General features: G+C 60.4%; 14 protein-coding genes. All 14 read left to right on the top strand.

Annotated features, from left to right (window positions below):
- The first annotated feature begins 139 nt into the window (after window positions 1-139).
- Window positions 140-1,036, top strand: coding sequence for a tRNA glutamyl-Q(34) synthetase GluQRS (gluQRS, locus tag BI292_RS20065; protein WP_101208907.1), 897 nt, complete (start codon window positions 140-142; stop codon window positions 1,034-1,036).
- A 77-nt stretch (window positions 1,037-1,113) separates the two neighbouring features.
- Complete coding sequence (locus BI292_RS20060; RefSeq protein ID WP_003176118.1) at window positions 1,114-1,290, top strand: hypothetical protein; 177 nt, start codon at window positions 1,114-1,116, stop codon at window positions 1,288-1,290.
- On the top strand, window positions 1,274-4,228 hold the full coding sequence (locus tag BI292_RS20055) for a sensor histidine kinase (RefSeq protein ID WP_178076604.1): 2,955 nt from the start codon (window positions 1,274-1,276) through the stop codon (window positions 4,226-4,228). Before BI292_RS20060 ends, BI292_RS20055 begins: the two co-directional genes overlap by 17 nt.
- Window positions 4,229-4,250: 22 nt before the next feature.
- Entirely contained in the window at window positions 4,251-5,687 is a 1,437-nt protein-coding gene (locus BI292_RS20050; RefSeq protein WP_101208905.1) for a sigma-54 dependent transcriptional regulator, read from the top strand.
- Window positions 5,688-6,425: 738 nt separating this feature from the next.
- Window positions 6,426-7,826, top strand: a complete 1,401-nt coding sequence (locus tag BI292_RS20045; protein ID WP_101208904.1) for a polynucleotide adenylyltransferase PcnB — start codon at window positions 6,426-6,428, stop codon at window positions 7,824-7,826.
- Window positions 7,827-7,829: 3 nt separating this feature from the next.
- A complete protein-coding gene (folK, locus tag BI292_RS20040) occupies window positions 7,830-8,321 on the top strand; it encodes a 2-amino-4-hydroxy-6-hydroxymethyldihydropteridine diphosphokinase (RefSeq protein WP_101208903.1) in 492 nt (163 codons plus the stop codon).
- A 322-nt stretch (window positions 8,322-8,643) separates the two neighbouring features.
- Window positions 8,644-9,444 (top strand): 3-methyl-2-oxobutanoate hydroxymethyltransferase, encoded by an 801-nt coding sequence (gene panB / locus BI292_RS20035; protein WP_101208902.1) that lies wholly within the window; start codon window positions 8,644-8,646, stop codon window positions 9,442-9,444.
- Window positions 9,441-10,295, top strand: a complete 855-nt coding sequence (gene panC, locus BI292_RS20030) for a pantoate--beta-alanine ligase (RefSeq protein WP_101208901.1) — start codon at window positions 9,441-9,443, stop codon at window positions 10,293-10,295. Before panB ends, panC begins: the two co-directional genes overlap by 4 nt.
- Before the next feature lie 269 nt (window positions 10,296-10,564).
- On the top strand, window positions 10,565-12,229 hold the full coding sequence (pgi, locus tag BI292_RS20025) for a glucose-6-phosphate isomerase (RefSeq protein WP_101208900.1): 1,665 nt from the start codon (window positions 10,565-10,567) through the stop codon (window positions 12,227-12,229).
- Window positions 12,230-12,327: 98 nt separating this feature from the next.
- Entirely contained in the window at window positions 12,328-12,477 is a 150-nt protein-coding gene (locus BI292_RS28815) for a hypothetical protein (protein WP_157831285.1), read from the top strand.
- A 9-nt stretch (window positions 12,478-12,486) separates the two neighbouring features.
- Window positions 12,487-14,424, top strand: coding sequence for an acetate--CoA ligase (acs, locus tag BI292_RS20020; protein WP_101208899.1), 1,938 nt, complete (start codon window positions 12,487-12,489; stop codon window positions 14,422-14,424).
- A 65-nt stretch (window positions 14,425-14,489) separates the two neighbouring features.
- Window positions 14,490-15,362, top strand: a complete 873-nt coding sequence (locus BI292_RS20015) for an oxygenase MpaB family protein (RefSeq protein WP_092277897.1) — start codon at window positions 14,490-14,492, stop codon at window positions 15,360-15,362.
- Between the two features lie 179 nt (window positions 15,363-15,541).
- Entirely contained in the window at window positions 15,542-16,558 is a 1,017-nt protein-coding gene (locus BI292_RS20010) for a class I SAM-dependent rRNA methyltransferase (RefSeq protein ID WP_101208898.1), read from the top strand.
- A gap of 119 nt (window positions 16,559-16,677) precedes the next feature.
- Window positions 16,678-17,730: DUF748 domain-containing protein (locus BI292_RS20005; RefSeq protein WP_157831284.1), on the top strand; the 1,053-nt coding region annotated here is incomplete at its 3' end.

Below are 17,730 nucleotides of genomic sequence, written 5' to 3'. Positions count from 1 at the left end.
AAATGATGGCCCCTTCGCGAGCAAGCTTTGCTCCTACAGGGCAGGGGCGCGGTGGCGCGCTTTTGTGGGAGCCGAGCTTGCTCGCGATGGCGGCTTCGAGCCGTGCTCAAAACGATTGAACAGCCTAATATCGGGGCTTATGACCACTATTACCTCTCCCACCTACATCGGTCGTTTCGCTCCCACGCCCAGTGGCCATTTGCACTTCGGCTCGCTGGTCGCCGCCCTCGCCTCCTACCTTGATGCCCGCTCGGTGGGTGGTCGCTGGTTGATGCGCATGGAAGACCTTGATCCGCCACGCGAAGAACCGGGCGCGCAAGCGGCGATTCTCGATGCGCTGCACAGCTACGGTTTTGAATGGGACGGCGAACTGGTGCGCCAGAGCGAGCGTCATGACGCCTACGCCGAAGTGCTCAATCGCCTGTTCAACCATGGTTTGGCCTACGCCTGCACGTGCTCGCGCAAACAACTCGAGCCTTATCACGGCATCTATCCAGGCCTGTGCCGCAACGCCGGACACGCCAGCGAAAACGCCGCCATTCGCCTGCGCGTGCCAGAGCTGGAATACCACTTCACCGACCGCGTGCAAGGCGAATTCCGCCAGCACCTGGGCCGCGACGTTGGTGATTTCGTGATTCGTCGCCGCGATGGGCTCTACGCCTATCAACTGGCGGTAGTCCTCGACGACGCCTGGCAAGGCATCACCGACATCGTCCGTGGCGCCGATTTGCTCGACTCGACGCCGCGCCAGCTCTATCTGCAAGAACTGCTCGGCCTGCCGCAACCGCGTTACCTGCACGTGCCGCTGATTACCCAGCCGGACGGCCACAAACTCGGCAAATCCTACCGCTCGCCGCCGCTGGCCGCCGATCAGGCAACGCCGCTGTTGCTGCGGGCATTGCGGGCGCTGGAGCAAAATCCCGGCAGCGAACTGGCTTACGCCTCGCCGCGCGAACTGCTGAACTGGGGCATCGCGCACTGGGATGCCACGCAGATCCCGCGCACACTGACGCTGCCCGAGGCGCAACTGCTGTGATGGCGCTTGCAGTAGCGCCGCCATCCGTTACCATCGCCGCACGTTTTCGGGCACGCGCATAAACAAGAGAGGCCGGGATGTACATCTATCGCTTGGTCCTGCTTTTGGTAGTGGGGATTTACCTGTTCTCCCCGGCCATCATGGATTGGTGGATCGACGCCACTGGCGCCTGGTATCGCCCTTATCTGCTCTGGCTGATTCTGATCGTCGTGACCTTCATCCTGCAGAGCCAAAAAGATGCCGATGAGCTTTAGCCTGACCCAGATGATCGTGATCAGCGCCGCGTACCTGGCGGTGCTGTTCGGCGTAGCCTGGATCAGCGAACGGGGCATGATCCCGCGCGCGATCATTCGCCACCCGCTGACCTACACACTGTCGCTGGGGGTTTACGCCAGTGCCTGGGCGTTTTACGGCACGGTGGGTCTGGCCTATCAGTACGGCTACGGCTTCCTTTCGAGTTATCTCGGGGTCTCCGGCGCGTTTCTGCTGGCGCCGGTGTTGCTGTACCCGATCCTGAAAATCACCCGCACCTATCAATTGTCGTCGCTGGCGGACTTGTTCGCGTTTCGCTTTCGCAGCACCTGGGCCGGCGCGCTGACCACGATTTTCATGTTGATCGGCGTGTTGCCGCTGCTGGCGTTGCAGATTCAAGCGGTGGCCGACTCGATCAGCATCCTCACCCGCGAACCGGTGCAGCACCGCGTCGCCCTGAGTTTCTGTGCGCTGATCACCTTGTTCACGATTTTCTTCGGCTCGCGGCACATTGCCACGCGCGAGAAACACGAAGGCCTGGTGTTCGCGATTGCCTTTGAATCGGTGATCAAGCTGATCGCCATCGGCGGCGTGGGCCTGTACGCGTTATACGGCGTGTTCGACGGCCCGCAACAGTTGGAGTTGTGGCTGCTGCAAAACCAGACCGCCCTCGCCGCACTGCACACGCCGTTGCAAGAAGGTCCGTGGCGCACGCTGCTGCTGGTGTTCTTTGCCTCAGCGATTGTGATGCCGCACATGTATCACATGACCTTCACCGAAAACCTCAACCCGCGCTCGCTGGTCAGCGCCAGTTGGGGCCTGCCGCTGTTTCTGTTGCTGATGAGCCTGGCGGTGCCGCTGATTCTCTGGGCCGGTTTGAAACTCGGCGCCACGACCAATCCCGAATACTTCACGCTGGGTATAGGCATCGCCGCCAACAGCAAGGCTTTGGCGTTGCTGGCGTACATCGGCGGGTTGTCGGCGGCGAGCGGGCTGATCATCGTCACCACGCTGGCGTTGTCCGGGATGGCGCTCAACCACCTGGTGCTGCCGCTGTATCAACCGCCGGCCGAAGGCAATATCTACCGCTGGCTGAAGTGGACCCGCCGCGCGCTGATCGTCGCGATCATCATGGCCGGTTATGGCTTTTATCTGCTGCTGGGCGCCGAGCAGGATCTGGCCAACCTCGGCATCGTCGCGTTCGTTGCCACGTTGCAGTTCCTGCCCGGGGTGTTGTCGGTGCTGTACTGGCCGACCGCCAACCGGCGCGGCTTTATCGCCGGTCTGCTCGCGGGGATTCTGGTGTGGCTGGTGACCATGCTGATGCCGCTGGTGGGCAATCTGCAGGGTTTCTACATTCCGCTGCTGAACATGATTTACGTGCTCGACGACACCAGTTGGCACATGGCGGCGATAGCCTCGCTGGCCGCCAACGTGTTGATGTTCACTTTGATTTCGCTGTTCACCAACGCCAGCCCGGAAGAGGCCAGCGCCGCCGAAGCCTGCGCCGTCGACAACGTTCGGCGCCCGCAGCGCCGCGAGCTGCACGCCGCTTCACCCCAGGAATTCGCCACGCAACTGGCCAAACCGTTGGGCGCGAAAGCCGCGCAGAAGGAAGTCGAGCAGGCCCTGCGCGATCTCTATCTGCCGTTCGACGAGCGCCGTCCTTATGCCTTGCGCCGTTTGCGCGACCGCATCGAGGCCAACTTGTCCGGTTTGATGGGCCCAAGCGTTGCCCAGGACATGGTTGAAACCTTCCTGCCTTATAAGGCGGGCGGCGAAAACTATGTGACCGAAGACATTCACTTCATCGAAAGCCGGCTCGAGGATTACCACTCGCGCCTGACCGGTCTCGCGGCCGAACTCGATGCCCTGCGCCGTTACCACCGGCAGACGTTGCAGGAATTGCCGATGGGCGTCTGCTCGCTGGCCAAGGATCAAGAGATCCTGATGTGGAACAAAGCCATGGAAGAGCTGACCGGGATTGCCGCGCAGCGGGTGGTCGGCTCGCGCCTGAGTACGATTGGCGATCCGTGGAAAGAACTGCTCCAGGGTTTTATCAATCTGCCCGACGAACATTTGCACAAACAGCATTTGGCCCTCGACGGCCAGACCCGCTGGCTGAACCTGCACAAAGCGGCCATCGATGAACCGCTGGCGCCGGGCAACAGTGGTTTGGTGCTGCTGGTGGAAGACCTCACCGAAACCCAGATGCTCGAAGACAAACTGGTGCACTCCGAGCGGCTGGCGAGCATTGGCCGACTGGCGGCGGGCGTCGCCCATGAAATCGGCAACCCGATCACCGGGATCGCGTGCCTGGCGCAGAACCTGCGCGAGGAGCGTGAGGAAGACGCCGAGCTGACCGAGATCAGCGGGCAGATTCTCGAGCAGACCAAACGCGTGTCGCGCATCGTCCAGTCGTTGATGAGTTTTGCCCACGCCGGTAGCCATCAGCACAGCGACGAACCGGTTTGTCTGGCGGAAGTGGCGCAGGATGCCATCGGCCTGCTGGCCCTCAACCGGCGCAATTTCGAAGTACAGTTCTACAACCTGTGCGACCCCGACCACTGGGTCGAAGGCGATCCGCAGCGGCTCGCCCAAGTGTTGATCAATTTGCTTTCCAACGCGCGCGACGCCTCACCGCCACACAGCGCAGTGCGGGTCAAAAGCGAAGCCGGCGAACATACGGTCGATTTGATCGTCGAAGACGAAGGCAGCGGAATTCCGAAGAACATCATGGACCGATTGTTCGAACCCTTCTTCACCACCAAGGATCCTGGCGAAGGCACCGGTCTGGGCCTTGCACTGGTCTATTCCATCGTTGAAGAGCATTATGGACAAATCACCATCGACAGCCCGGCTGATGTTCAAAGCCAACGCGGCACCCGTATCCGGGTGACATTGCCGCGTCATGTCGAAGCGACGTCCGCTGTGAACTGAGACCGTCGAGAGTATCGAATCAATGCCGCACATTTTGATCGTCGAAGACGAAACAATTATCCGCTCCGCCTTGCGCCGCCTGCTGGAACGTAACCAGTACCAGGTCAGCGAAGCCGGATCCGTGCAGGAAGCACAAGAGCGTTTCAGCATTCCCACGTTTGACCTGATCGTCAGTGACCTGCGCCTGCCTGGCGCACCGGGCACCGAGTTGATCAAGCTCGGCCAAGGCACTCCGGTGCTGATCATGACGAGCTACGCCAGCCTGCGTTCGGCCGTCGATTCGATGAAGATGGGCGCGGTGGATTACATCGCCAAGCCTTTCGATCACGACGAAATGCTTCAGGCTGTCGCGCGTATCCTGCGTGATCGCCAATCGTCGCCAGTCGTCGGTGAGCCGGTGGTTGGCAAAGCCAGCACTGGCGCAGCCAAACCGGGCATCGATAACAGCAACGGCGAGATCGGCATCATCGGCTCGTGCCCGCCGATGCAGGATCTTTACAGCAAGATCCGCAAAGTCGCGCCGACCGATTCCAATGTGCTGATTCAGGGCGAGTCCGGCACCGGTAAAGAACTGGTGGCGCGCGCCCTGCATAACCTGTCGAAACGCGCCAAGGCGCCGATGATTTCGGTGAACTGTGCAGCCATCCCGGAAAGCCTGATCGAGTCCGAACTGTTCGGCCACGAAAAAGGCGCATTCACTGGCGCCAGCGCCGGGCGTGCGGGGCTGGTGGAAGCGGCGGACGGCGGCACGTTGTTCCTCGATGAAATCGGCGAATTGCCGCTCGAAGCCCAGGCCCGTCTGCTGCGCGTGTTGCAGGAAGGCGAAATTCGCCGGGTCGGTTCGGTGCAGTCGCAGAAGGTCGATGTACGCCTGATCGCTGCAACGCACCGCGACCTCAAGAGCCTGGCGAAGATCGGCCAGTTCCGTGAAGACCTTTATTACCGCTTGCACGTTATTGCCCTGAAACTGCCCGCCCTGCGCGAGCGTGGTGCCGACGTCAACGAAATCGCCAATGCCTTCCTGGCGCGGCAGAGCGCGCGGGTCAACCGCACCGATCTGAAGTTTGCCCCGGATGCCGAGCAGGCGATTCGTCACTACAGCTGGCCGGGTAACGTTCGTGAACTGGAGAATGCGGTCGAACGCGCGGTGATCCTGTGCGAAAGCCCGGAAATCTCTGCCGAGCTGCTGGGCATAGACATCGAACTGAGCGATCTGGACGATGACGATTTCATCGGCCTGCCGCCGCAACAAGGCACCGCCGCCGGTAACAACAGCCATGAGCCGACCGAAGACCTGTCACTGGAAGACTACTTCCAGCACTTTGTCCTCGAGCATCAGGACCACATGACCGAGACCGAACTGGCGCGCAAACTCGGGGTGAGCCGCAAATGCCTGTGGGAACGCCGCCAGCGCCTGGGCATTCCGCGACGCAAAACCGGAGTGGCCAGCGAGAGCTGAACGGCACCTGTCGAGTGTGCGGGTAACACGTGACTTGCTGGAAAAACTGTTACCTCAGTTTTTTCCACGTAACAGAACCGGGGCTTACGGTAACGAAGCCCCGGTTTTTTTATGCCTCGAAAAACCCTCCAAAACCGTCTAAGCCCTTGTTTTGCTGGGCATGGCAAAAGTTGGCACGCACCCTGCTATATGTTTGGTACAAGAACAATAACAAGCAATGCACAAGACAATAAAAATAAGACGAATCGACTCACGCACAATAAAAACAAGACGGCGAGAGGCGCAGCTAACTGATTCTTTTGGAGAGGCGTTGTATTTGGGGCTTGCCCCGCGACCAGGCCGAGAACAACAAAAACTGTCCTGAGACAGAGCCTGAACTGGTTGGATCGCAAGATCACTGCAGCACAGCGACCAAAGCAATCCGTTTGCTCTTGGCTCCCGATTGGGAGGGTCATGAAGGAAAATCTTCATGGCGAGGGCACTTAACAAAAACAAAAAGCCCGAAACCAATAATAAAAATAGAGCATGCAACTACTTCTTGGGGAGCTTCGGCTCCCCTTGTAGTTTCTGCGATTTGATTAAAATCGCGCTTTTGAACTGCGTTTTTCCCTTGTAGCTTGCGGCTTGCAGCTCATATCTGCTGTGTCCTACACCATCCCTCGACTAAATGCTAGAATCCCGGCCCATCATGCGGTCATTCCTGGTTATGGCCGAACATTCCTTCAAACAGTGCATCCCATGCTGAAGAAGTTGTTCCAGTCACTCCGTTCTCCCAAGCGTCCTACGCAACACATCCGCAGCACGCCTGAAGTGCTCAACAGCGGCCAACATTCGCTGCAGAAGGGCCAATTCAGCCGTTACGCGGTGAATATCGTCGAACGCCTGCAGAACGCCGGTTACCAGGCTTATCTGGTCGGCGGTTGTGTGCGAGACATGATGCTCGGCATCACGCCGAAAGATTTTGACGTCGCCACCAGTGCCACCCCTGAACAAGTACGGGCCGAATTCCGCAACGCGCGGATCATTGGTCGTCGCTTCAAACTGGTGCACATCCACTTCGGTCGCGAAATCATTGAAGTCGCGACCTTCCGTGCCAATCACCCGCAAAACGATGAAGAGGAAGACAGCAACCAGTCTTCCCGCAACGAGAGCGGGCGCATTTTGCGCGACAACGTTTACGGCACGCTGGAAGAAGACGCGCAACGCCGCGACTTCACCATCAACGCCCTGTATTACGATCCGGTCAGCGAGCGCATTCTCGATTACGCCAACGGCGTGCACGACATCCGCAATCACCTGATCCGCCTGATCGGCGATCCGAAGCAGCGTTATCAGGAAGACCCGGTGCGCATGCTGCGAGCCGTGCGTTTCGCCGCCAAGCTGAATTTCGGCATCGAAAAACACAGCGCTGCGCCGATTCGCGATCTCGCGCCGATGCTGCGCGAAATTCCTTCGGCGCGGCTGTTCGAAGAAGTGCTCAAGCTGTTCCTCTCCGGCCACGCCGCAGACACCTTCGAGATGCTGGTCGACTTGCAGTTGTTTGATCCATTGTTCCCGGCGAGCGCCGAGGCCCTGGAATACAACCCGACGTACACGCACACGCTGATCAGCGAAGCCTTGATCAACACTGACCTGCGGATCAAGCAGAACAAACCGGTGACCCCGGCGTTCCTGTTTGCCGCCCTGCTGTGGCCAGCGCTGCCAGCGCGCGTGTTGCGCCTGCAGGAACGTGGCATGCCGCCGATTCCGGCGATGCAGGAAGCGGCGCACGAGCTGATTGCCGAACAGTGCCAGCGCATTGCGATTCCAAAACGTTTCACCATGCTGATCCGTGAAATCTGGGACATGCAGGAACGCCTGCCCCGCCGTAGCGGCAAGCGCGCCGACCTGTTGCTCGACAACCCACGGTTCCGCGCCGGTTACGATTTCCTGTTGCTGCGCGAAAGCGCCGGCGAGCAGACCGATGGCCTGGGCGAGTGGTGGACCGATTATCAGGACGCCAACGACAGCGAACGCCGCGACATGATTCGTGACCTCAGCGGCAAGGACGACGGCACTGGCGCACCGCGCAAACGTCGTCGCAGCGGCGGCGCCAAGCGTAAACGCGCGGCCGGCGCACCGAGCGCTACGGGCGAGTAAGTGATGGAACGCATCTACATCGGCATGGGCAGCAATCTGGCTGACCCCGCCGAACAATTGCGCAGCGCCATCGAGTCGCTGGCGCAATTGCCGCAGACCGAACTGGTCGCGGTTTCGGCGTTTTATCAGAGTGATTCGCTGCTCCCCGGGCAACCGCGCTACACCAACGCAGTCGCCGCCCTCGACAGTTCACTCGCGCCGCTGGACTTGCTCGATGCGCTGCAAGCCATCGAAAACGCTCAGGGCCGCGAGCGCCTTGAACGCTGGGGGCCGCGCACGCTGGACCTCGACATTGTGCTGTTTGGCGATCGCCTGATCGACGAGCCGCGCCTCAAAGTCCCGCATTACCATCTGCAGGAACGCGCGTTTGTCCTCTATCCACTGGCCGAACTGGCGCCGGCGGATTTGCGTTTGGCGGATGGCAGAACCCTCACCGACCTGCTGGCAGCCTGCCCGTTCATCGGCCTCGAACGCATCCCCCAAACTGCACACTGATCCTGCAGGAGCAAAGCTTGCTCGCGATGGCGGTCCAGGATTCGGACCCAATCCTGTCTGACCTGACGCTATCGCGAGCAAGCTTTGCTCCTACAGGCGTTTATTTCCCAGGTAACACCCCACACGTAACAACCCGGTAACACACGCAATTGACTTCCCGAGTTCTCCTCACGACTATAGGCGTCCCGCTGCCGCCAACGCGGCGCAAAGGGCGCAATCCAGGCCTTATAAGCACGACAAAAAGACCGTGCGCCTGAGTAAATGAAGAATCACGCGCGTTACTCGCAGTAGTTTCCATAGCGCCTGAACGAGGATTTCTTACATGCCAGCCATCACCCTGACCACGCTCCAGAGCCTCAAGCAGAAAGGTGAAAAGATCACCATGCTGACCTGCTATGACGCGACTTTCGCCCACGCCTGCAACGAGGCCGGTGTCGAAGTGCTGCTGGTGGGCGACTCCCTCGGCATGGTTTTGCAAGGTCACGACAGCACCCTGCCCGTGACCACCGCGGAAATGGCCTACCACGTCGCCGCGGTCAAACGCGGCAACGGCGATGCACTGATCCTCGCCGACCTGCCGTTCATGGCGTACGCCACCACCGAACAAGCCATGGCCAACAGCGCCCTGCTGATGCAGGCCGGTGCGCACATGGTCAAGGTTGAAGGCGCATTGTGGCTGGCCGATTCGATTCGCTTGCTCGCCGAGCGCGGCATCCCGGTGTGCGCGCACATGGGTCTGACCCCGCAATCGGTGAACATTCTGGGCGGCTATAAAGTCCAGGGTCGCAGCGAGAACCAGGCGCGGCAGATGCGTGCCGACGCCATCGCGCTGGAACAGGCCGGCGCCAGCATGTTGCTGCTCGAATGTGTGCCGAGCGAACTGGCGCAGGAAATCACTCAAGCCGTCGGCATTCCGGTGATCGGCATCGGTGCCGGCAGCGACACCGATGGCCAGGTGCTGGTCTTGCACGACATGCTCGGCCTGTCGATCACCGGCCGCGTGCCGAAGTTCGTGAAGAACTTCATGGCCGGCCAAGTCAGCATTCAAGCGGCGCTTGGCGCTTACGTCACCGAGGTCAAAGCGGTGACTTTCCCTGGTATCGAACACGGATTCTCTGCATGAACACTGTTAAAACCGTCCGCGAATTGCGCGCCGCCGTCGCCCGTGCTCGCGGTGAAGGCAAGCGCATTGCCTTCGTGCCGACCATGGGCAACCTGCACAGCGGCCATGTCGCGCTGATCACCAAAGCCACGCAACGCGCCGATTTCGTGGTCGCGAGCATCTTCGTCAACCCGCTGCAATTCGGCGCCGGCGAAGACCTCGACAAATACCCGCGAACCCTGGCGGCTGATCAGGAGAAATTGCTCCAGGCCGGTTGCCACTTGTTGTTCGCCCCGACCGTTGAAGAAATGTACCCCGACGGCATGACCGGCCAGACCCGCGTCAGCGTTCCGCAATTGTCCGAAGGTTTGTGCGGCGCCAGCCGTCCGGGGCATTTCGAAGGCGTGGCGACCGTGGTCAGCAAACTTTTCAACATGGTTCAGCCTGACTTGGCGATCTTCGGCCAGAAAGATTTCCAGCAACTGGCGGTGATCCGCGCGCTGGTGCACGACCTGAACATGCCGATCCAGATCATCGGCGAACCGACCGTGCGCGCCGCCGATGGCCTGGCGTTGTCCTCGCGCAATGGTTTTCTCGACGAAGCACAACGCGCCACGGCGCCGGTGGTGTATCGCACACTGGCGGCGATTGCCGAGGCGATCCAACAGGGTGATCGCGATTATCCGGTGCTGATCGCCGCGCAAGTCCAACAGTTGCAAGCGGCAGGTTTGCGCAGTGATTATCTGGAAATCCGCCACGCCCTGACGTTGCGCCCGGCAACTGCGCAGGATCGCGATCTGGTGATTCTGGTGGCGGCGTTCCTCGGCACCACGCGGTTGATCGACAACCTGCACCTGAACCTCGACGCATAACCCTGGCAACGCCATTCCCTGTGGGAGCAAGCTCCCACTGTGGATTTTGTATTGTCCTCCCTTCCGTTGGTCGGACGTTTTTCCCTTCGTTGTATAAAAAAGTACCGGGAACGGGTCAGACAAAGTCAAGACAGATCGCAGCGCGAGGTTTACTGTATTCGCCCTGCGCCATGAAATCGTGTCGACGCAGTTGACCGGACGCCCCACCGCAGCGCTCCGGGATTTATCGTGATCAAAAGGCCGTTCAAGTAAAAAGGAAAACCGCAGCGATGGCGTACTACCGCACTCCTCACGACGTTACCGCTCTGCCCGCCTGGCAAGCGTTGAAAGATCACCGCCAAGCCATGCAGGATTTCAGCATGCGCGAAGCCTTCAATGCCGACCCGCAGCGCTTCAATCAATTCACCCTCAGCAGCTGCGGTCTGTTTCTCGATTACTCGAAAAACCTGATCAACGCCGAGACCCGCGACCTGCTGGTGGGCCTGGCTAACGAAGTCGACCTCAAAGGCGCGATCAAAGCGCTGTTTGACGGCGAAATCGTCAACTCTTCCGAAGGCCGTCCGGCGCTGCACACCGCTTTGCGTCGTCCGGTGGGCGACAAGTTGTCGGTCAACGGCGTCAACGTGATGCCCGAAGTGCACAAGGTGCTGAACCAGATCACTGACCTCGTGGGCCGCATCCACGATGGTCTCTGGCGCGGTTACACCGAGAAGCCGATCACCGACGTGGTCAACATCGGCATCGGTGGTTCGTTCCTCGGCCCGGAGCTGGTCTCCGAAGCGCTGTTGTCCTACGCGCAAAAAGGCGTTCGCTGCCATTACCTGGCGAACATCGATGGCAGTGAGTTCCACGAACTGACCATGAAGCTGCGCGCCGAGACCACGTTGTTTATCGTTTCGTCGAAATCTTTCAACACCCTCGAAACCCTGAAAAATGCTCAGGCCGCTCGCGCCTGGTATCTGGCTCAGGGCGGTTCGGAAGCCGAGCTGTATCGTCACTTCATCGCCGTATCGAGCAACAACGCGGCGGCTGTGGCGTTCGGTATTCGTGAAGAAAACATCTTCCCGATGTGGGACTGGGTCGGCGGTCGTTACTCGCTGTGGTCGGCCATCGGTTTGCCGATTGCCTTGGCCATCGGCATGTCGAACTTCAAGGAACTGCTCTCCGGTGCCTACACCATGGACCAGCATTTCCAGAGCGCGCCGTTCGAGCAGAACATGCCGGTGCTGCTGGCCTTGCTCGGCGTCTGGTACGGCAACTTCTGGGGCGCGCAGAGCCACGCGATCCTGCCGTACGACCATTACCTGCGCAACATCACCAAGCATTTGCAACAGTTGGACATGGAATCCAACGGCAAGAGCGTGCGCCAGGACGGCACGCCGGTGTCCACCGATACCGGCCCGGTGATCTGGGGCGGCGTCGGTTGCAACGGTCAGCACGCTTATCACCAGTTGCTGCACCAAGGCACCCAACTGATCCCGGCCGATTTCATTGTGCCGATTGTCAGCTTCAACCCGGTGGCCGACCACCACCAGTGGCTGTACGCCAACTGCCTGTCGCAGAGCCAGGCGCTGATGCTGGGCAAGACCCTGGCCGAAGCCGAAGCCGAGTTGCGCGACAAAGGCGTGAGCGAAGAAGAAGTGCACAAGGTCGCTCCGCACAAGGTGATCCCGGGCAACCGTCCGAGCAACACCTTGGTGGTCGAGCGCATCAGCCCGCGTCGTCTCGGCGCACTGGTGGCGATGTACGAACACAAAGTCTTCGTGCAAAGCGTGGTCTGGGGCATCAACGCCTTCGACCAGTGGGGCGTGGAGCTGGGCAAAGAGCTGGGGAAAGGTGTCTATAACCGTTTGGTCGGTAGCGAAGAAACCCCGGCTGACGACGCTTCGACCCAGGGCCTGATCAACTACTTCCGCGGCCGTCACCGCGGCTAACGCTCCGAACCCTGTAGGAGCAAGGCTTGCCCGCGATTGCGGTGGGTCATTCAGCATTAATGTTGATTGACCTGACGTCATCGCTGTAGGAGCAAAGCTTGCTCGCGAAGAACGAAGACGCGGCGTGCTTGATCCACCGCGTCGCCGCCATCGCGAGCAAGCTTTGCTCCTACAAGGCTCGTTTGTCGGCGCTCTTGATCCCTTTCTTCACTCGGCGCATCTTTATCCTTGTCGCAAAACAAGAATAAGGAACCGTCATGTTCGATATCAGCACGTTCCCCAAAGCCGATGCCGTGCGCCGGGCTGCACAATTGAGTCAGGACGACTACCAGCGCCTGTACCGACAATCCATCGAACACCCCAGCACCTTCTGGGCCGAACAGGCCACCCGGTTCCTCGACTGGAGCACACCGTGGCAAACCGTCCAGCGCTATAACCTGAAAACCGGCGAAGCCAGCTGGTTCGCCGGTGGCAAGCTCAACGTCAGTTACAACTGCATCGACCGCCACCTCGCCGAACGCGGCGATCAAGTCGCAATCATCTGGGAAGGCGATGACCCCGCCGAATCCGCGCTGATCACCTACAAAAAACTCCACCATCACGTCTGTCGCCTGGCCAACGTGCTGAAAAGCCGTGGCGTGAAGAAAGGCGATCGCGTGTGCATCTACATGCCGATGATCGCCGAAGCCGCCTACGCCATGCTCGCGTGTACGCGCATTGGTGCGGTGCATTCGGTGGTGTTCGGCGGTTTTTCACCCGACTCGGTGCGTGACCGCATTCTCGACGCCGATTGCCGCACCGTGATCACCGCCGATGCCGGCGTGCGTGGCGGCAAGTTCGTGCCGCTCAAGGACAAGGTCGACCAAGCGCTGCTGAGTTGCCCGAATGTCAGCACGGTGATCGTCGTCGAGCACACGCAGGGCGAAGTCGCCTGGGTCGATGGCCGCGACATCTGGTATCACCAGGCTCTGCGCGACGTCAGCGACGATTGCCCGCCCGAACCGATGGACGCCGAAGACCCGCTGTTCATCCTCTACACCTCCGGCAGCACCGGCAAACCCAAAGGCGTGTTGCACACCACCGGCGGCTATCTGCTGCAAGCGGCGATGACCTTCAAATACGTGCTCGATTACCGCGACGGCGAAGTGTTCTGGTGCACCGCCGACGTCGGCTGGGTCACCGGCCACAGTTACATCGTCTACGGCCCGCTGGCCAACGGTGCGACCACGCTGATCTTCGAAGGCGTGCCGAGCTACCCGAGCAGCTCGCGTTTCTGGCAAGTGATCGACAAACATCACGTCAACATCTTCTACACCGCGCCCACCGCCCTGCGCTCGCTGATGCGCGAAGGCGCCGAACCGCTGAAGGAAACTTCGCGCCAGAGCCTCAGATTACTCGGCAGCGTCGGTGAGCCAATCAACCCGGAAGCGTGGGATTGGTACTTCAATGCGGTCGGCGAACAGCGTTGCCCAATCGTCGACACCTGGTGGCAGACCGAAACCGGCGGCATCATGCTCAGCCCATTGGTCAGCGCCCAAAGAATCAAACCGGGCTGCGCCACCCAACCGATGTTCGGCGTGCAACCGGTGTTGCTCGATGAAGTCGGCAAGGAAATCCATGGCCCCGGCGCCGGTGTACTGGCAATCAAATCGAGCTGGCCAGCGCAGATCCGCAGCGTTTATGGCGACCCGCAACGCATGGTCGAAACCTACTTCAAACCCTATCCCGGTTATTACTTCACCGGCGACGGCGCCCGCCGCGACGAGGACGGCGATTACTGGATCACCGGGCGCATCGACGACGTGATTAACGTTTCCGGGCACCGCATCGGCACCGCCGAAGTGGAAAGCGCGCTGGTGCTGCACGACAGCATCGCCGAGGCCGCAGTGGTCGGTTACCCGCACGACCTCAAGGGCCAGGGCATTTATGCCTTCGTCACGCCCATGAACGGCACCGATCCCAACGACGAACTGAAGAAAGAACTGTTGGCGCACGTCAGCAAGGAAATCGGCAGCTTCGCCAAACCGGACCTGATTCAATGGGCGCCGGCCTTGCCGAAAACCCGTTCGGGCAAGATCATGCGGCGGATTTTGCGCAAAATCGCCTGCAACGAACTGGACAGCCTCGGCGACACCTCGACGCTGGCCGATCCAGGCGTGGTGGCCGATTTGGTCGAGAAACGCCTGAACCAGTAAATCGCTTGTTTCAAAAGTCTGCGCGGCCACTGCTGGCCGCGCCTTTTTTTCGCCACTGAGTTGCCATGGAATTCATTCGTACACGCATCGAAAACCAGCTAATGAGCCTGACCGGGTTGTCGCTGGGCAAACTTGATCTGGAAAACCCCAAGGGCGATCCCGGACTGTTCGGCCCCGATTCGGTGAGCTGGCAGGTGCATGGCGATTTCACCAGCATGCTCATTGGCGGGATCACTGCGCTGATGCTGCAAGCCCTGCATCCATTGGCGTTGGCCGGGGTTTGGGATCACTCGAATTTTCGCCAGGACATGCTCGGGCGTTTGCGGCGCACCAGTCAGTTCATCGCCGGGACTACGTTCGGTTCACGCAGAGACGCCGACTGGCTGATCGAGAAAGTGCGCACCATTCACCTGCAAGTGACCGGCACCGCGGCGGATGGCCGCCCGTACGCGGCGAGCGATCCGGACTTGCTGACGTGGGTGCACGTGGCCGAGGTCAGCAACTTTCTCGGCGCGCATTTGCGTTACCGCAATCCGCAGCTGTCACTGGCGGACCAGGATCGTTATTACGCGGAAATCGCCGTGATCGCCGAGCGCCTCGGTGCGCGCAATGTGCCGAAGAGCCGGCAGGCAATCGCCGATTATCTGCAACGTATTCGCCCACAATTGTTGTGCGACGCCCGCAGTCGCGAGGTATTGCGCTTGCTCCTGAATGCGCCCGCGCCCAGCCGCATGGCCAAGCCGTTTGGCGGGATGATGATGCAGGCCGGCATCGACCTGCTGCCGGATTGGGCGAGCGATATGCTCGGCGTGCATCAGAACCCGCTGCAACGCCAGTTGATCCGCGCCAGCGTCAAACGCAGCGCGCCAATGCTGCGCTGGGCCATGCGCAACGGTTCGGTGCAACGTGCGAAGCGGCGCATGGGGTTGCTGAACTGACAAAAACCCAAAAGCATCGCGAGCAAGCTCGCTCCCACAGGGATCTTTGCTGATCGCACATTTTGTGCACGCCACAAAACCATTGTGGGAGCGAGCTTGCTCGCGATGGCAGCACCTCGGTCCCTCACCACAGTGTTAAACTCCCGCGCCAAATTACTTCATCCTGCAAGGCGCCCAGCATGTCTTCCTTGAATCAGGCGCTGCGCGCCGCCCTCGATCATCGCCAGGACCTGCTGGCCGAACTGCATCAGCAAGGCACCGATTGCTATCGCCTGTTTCATGGCAGCCAGGAAGGCGCCGGCGGCCTGACCATCGACCGCTACGGCCCGCAATTACTGGTGCAAAGTTTCCACCAGGCGCTGGAACGTGACGCGCTGCTGCACATCCACCAAACCATCAATCAACACTTGGGCTTCGAAACCCTGCTGGTCTACAACGACCGCTCGCGGGGCAATTCGCGCATCGACCGCGAAGACACCGTGTACCGCGCCGACGAAGCCGCGCTGCAAGACCTGATCGGCCACGAATGGGGCCTCAACTATCGGGTCCGCGGGCGTCACGCCGGGCAAGATCCGCTGCTGTTCCTCGACCTGCGCAACACCCGCGGCTGGGTCAAACAGCACAGCCACAACAAAAGCGTGCTCAACCTGTTCGCCTACACCTGCGGCGTCGGCCTGAGTGCGGCGGCCGGTGGCGCCAGCGAAGTGTGCAACCTCGACTTTGCCGAAGGTAACCTCGCGGTCGGTCGCGAAAACGGTCTGCTCAATCCGCAGCTGCCAGTCATGCAATTTATTCAATCCGATTACTTCCCGGCGATCCGCCAATTGGCCGGCCTGCCGATCAGCCAGCGGCGCGGGCACAAACTGCCGAGCTATGAGCGTCTGGAACAACGTCAGTACGATCTGGTGCTGCTCGACCCGCCTGCCTGGGCCAAGAGCGCGTTCGGCACCGTCGACCTGCTGCGCGACTATCAGAGCCTGCTCAAGCCTGCGCTGCTGACCACTGCTGACAATGGCGTGCTGATCTGCTGCAACAATCTGGCGAAAGTCAGCATGGATGACTGGCGCGAACAGGTGCTGCGTTGCGCCGAAAAAGCTGGGCGTCCGGTGCGTGAATGGTCGGTGATGACCCCGGGCGCGGACTTCCCGTCGCTGGATCAGCAGCCACCGCTGAAGACGCTGATTCTGCAACTCTGAACCGCGCGTCCGTATTCCTACGCAACCGGCTGAACAATCCTGCGCAACAGCGATCACTTCGGAACCGAAATCGCGTGCCATACTCCAAGGCACTCCGATCAGACATATGAAGCCGCACAATGCCCAAAGGATTGATTCGCGCTCTCGGCGCCCTGTTGACTGCGCTGGCCCTCTACAGCCTGCTGGGATTTCTGATTTTGCCGGGCATTGCCCTGCGCATCGCCAACCAGCAGTTAGCCAATTACGCGACGACCCCTGCGCATATTCAGCGGATCGAACTCAATCCGTTCAGCCTTGAAGTGACCTTGTGGGGCCTGATCATCGGCGAACCGGGCAAGGAGCAGGTCGGCTTCGAACGGCTTTACGCCAACCTGCAACTCGACAGTCTCTGGACCAAGGCGCTGCACCTCTCCGACATCGAACTGGACAAGCCCAAAACGGAAATCCTCTTCGGCAAGGACGGCAAGCTCAATCTGCTGGGCCTGTTCAAAATCCCCGCCAGCGAACCAACGCCCGCCGACCCGAATGCCAAGCCGTTCCCGCTACGTGTCGAGCGCATCAGACTGGCCGGCGGCTACGTGCATTTTCAGGACGCGCGCCCGAGCGAGCCGATCGAATTCCTCTACGACAAACTCGATTTCGAGCTGAAAAACCTCAGCACCCTGCCCGACGACAACGCCGACATGACCCTGGTCGCGGCGGGGCCGGAAGGTGGGCAGATCGACTGGACCGGCAATTTCAGCCTGATCCCGATTGCTTCCGAAGGTAAGTTGAAAGTCACCGACGGCCAGATGAAAGTCTGGTGGCCATATGTGCGCGATGCGCTGCCGCTGGCCCTGGAAAACGGCGTGCTGAACCTGAGCACCGACTACAAGCTCAACCTCGCCAAGGAAACCGAGCTGCAACTGAACAACGTTGCGGTCAGCGTTGCGCCGTTCGCCATCAATGCCCCGGACGGTCGGCCGCTGGTGCGCCTGGAACGCCTCGACGTCAGCGACACCAGCATCGATCTGGCCAAGCAACAAGTGGTGGTCGGCAAGATCCGCAGCAACAAACTCGAAACCTGGGCCGCGCTGGAAGCCGATGGCCAACTCGATTGGCAGAAACTGTTCGCCAGCCAGCCGTCGAAAGCCGCCGCCAAAGCCAAGGCTGAACCCGCCACCGCCCCGGCC

It is taken from the genome of Pseudomonas sp. 43NM1, from assembly GCF_002836905.1.
GTDB lineage: Bacteria > Pseudomonadota > Gammaproteobacteria > Pseudomonadales > Pseudomonadaceae > Aquipseudomonas > Aquipseudomonas prosekii.
This window is presented reverse-complemented; position numbering and strand designations above follow the sequence as displayed.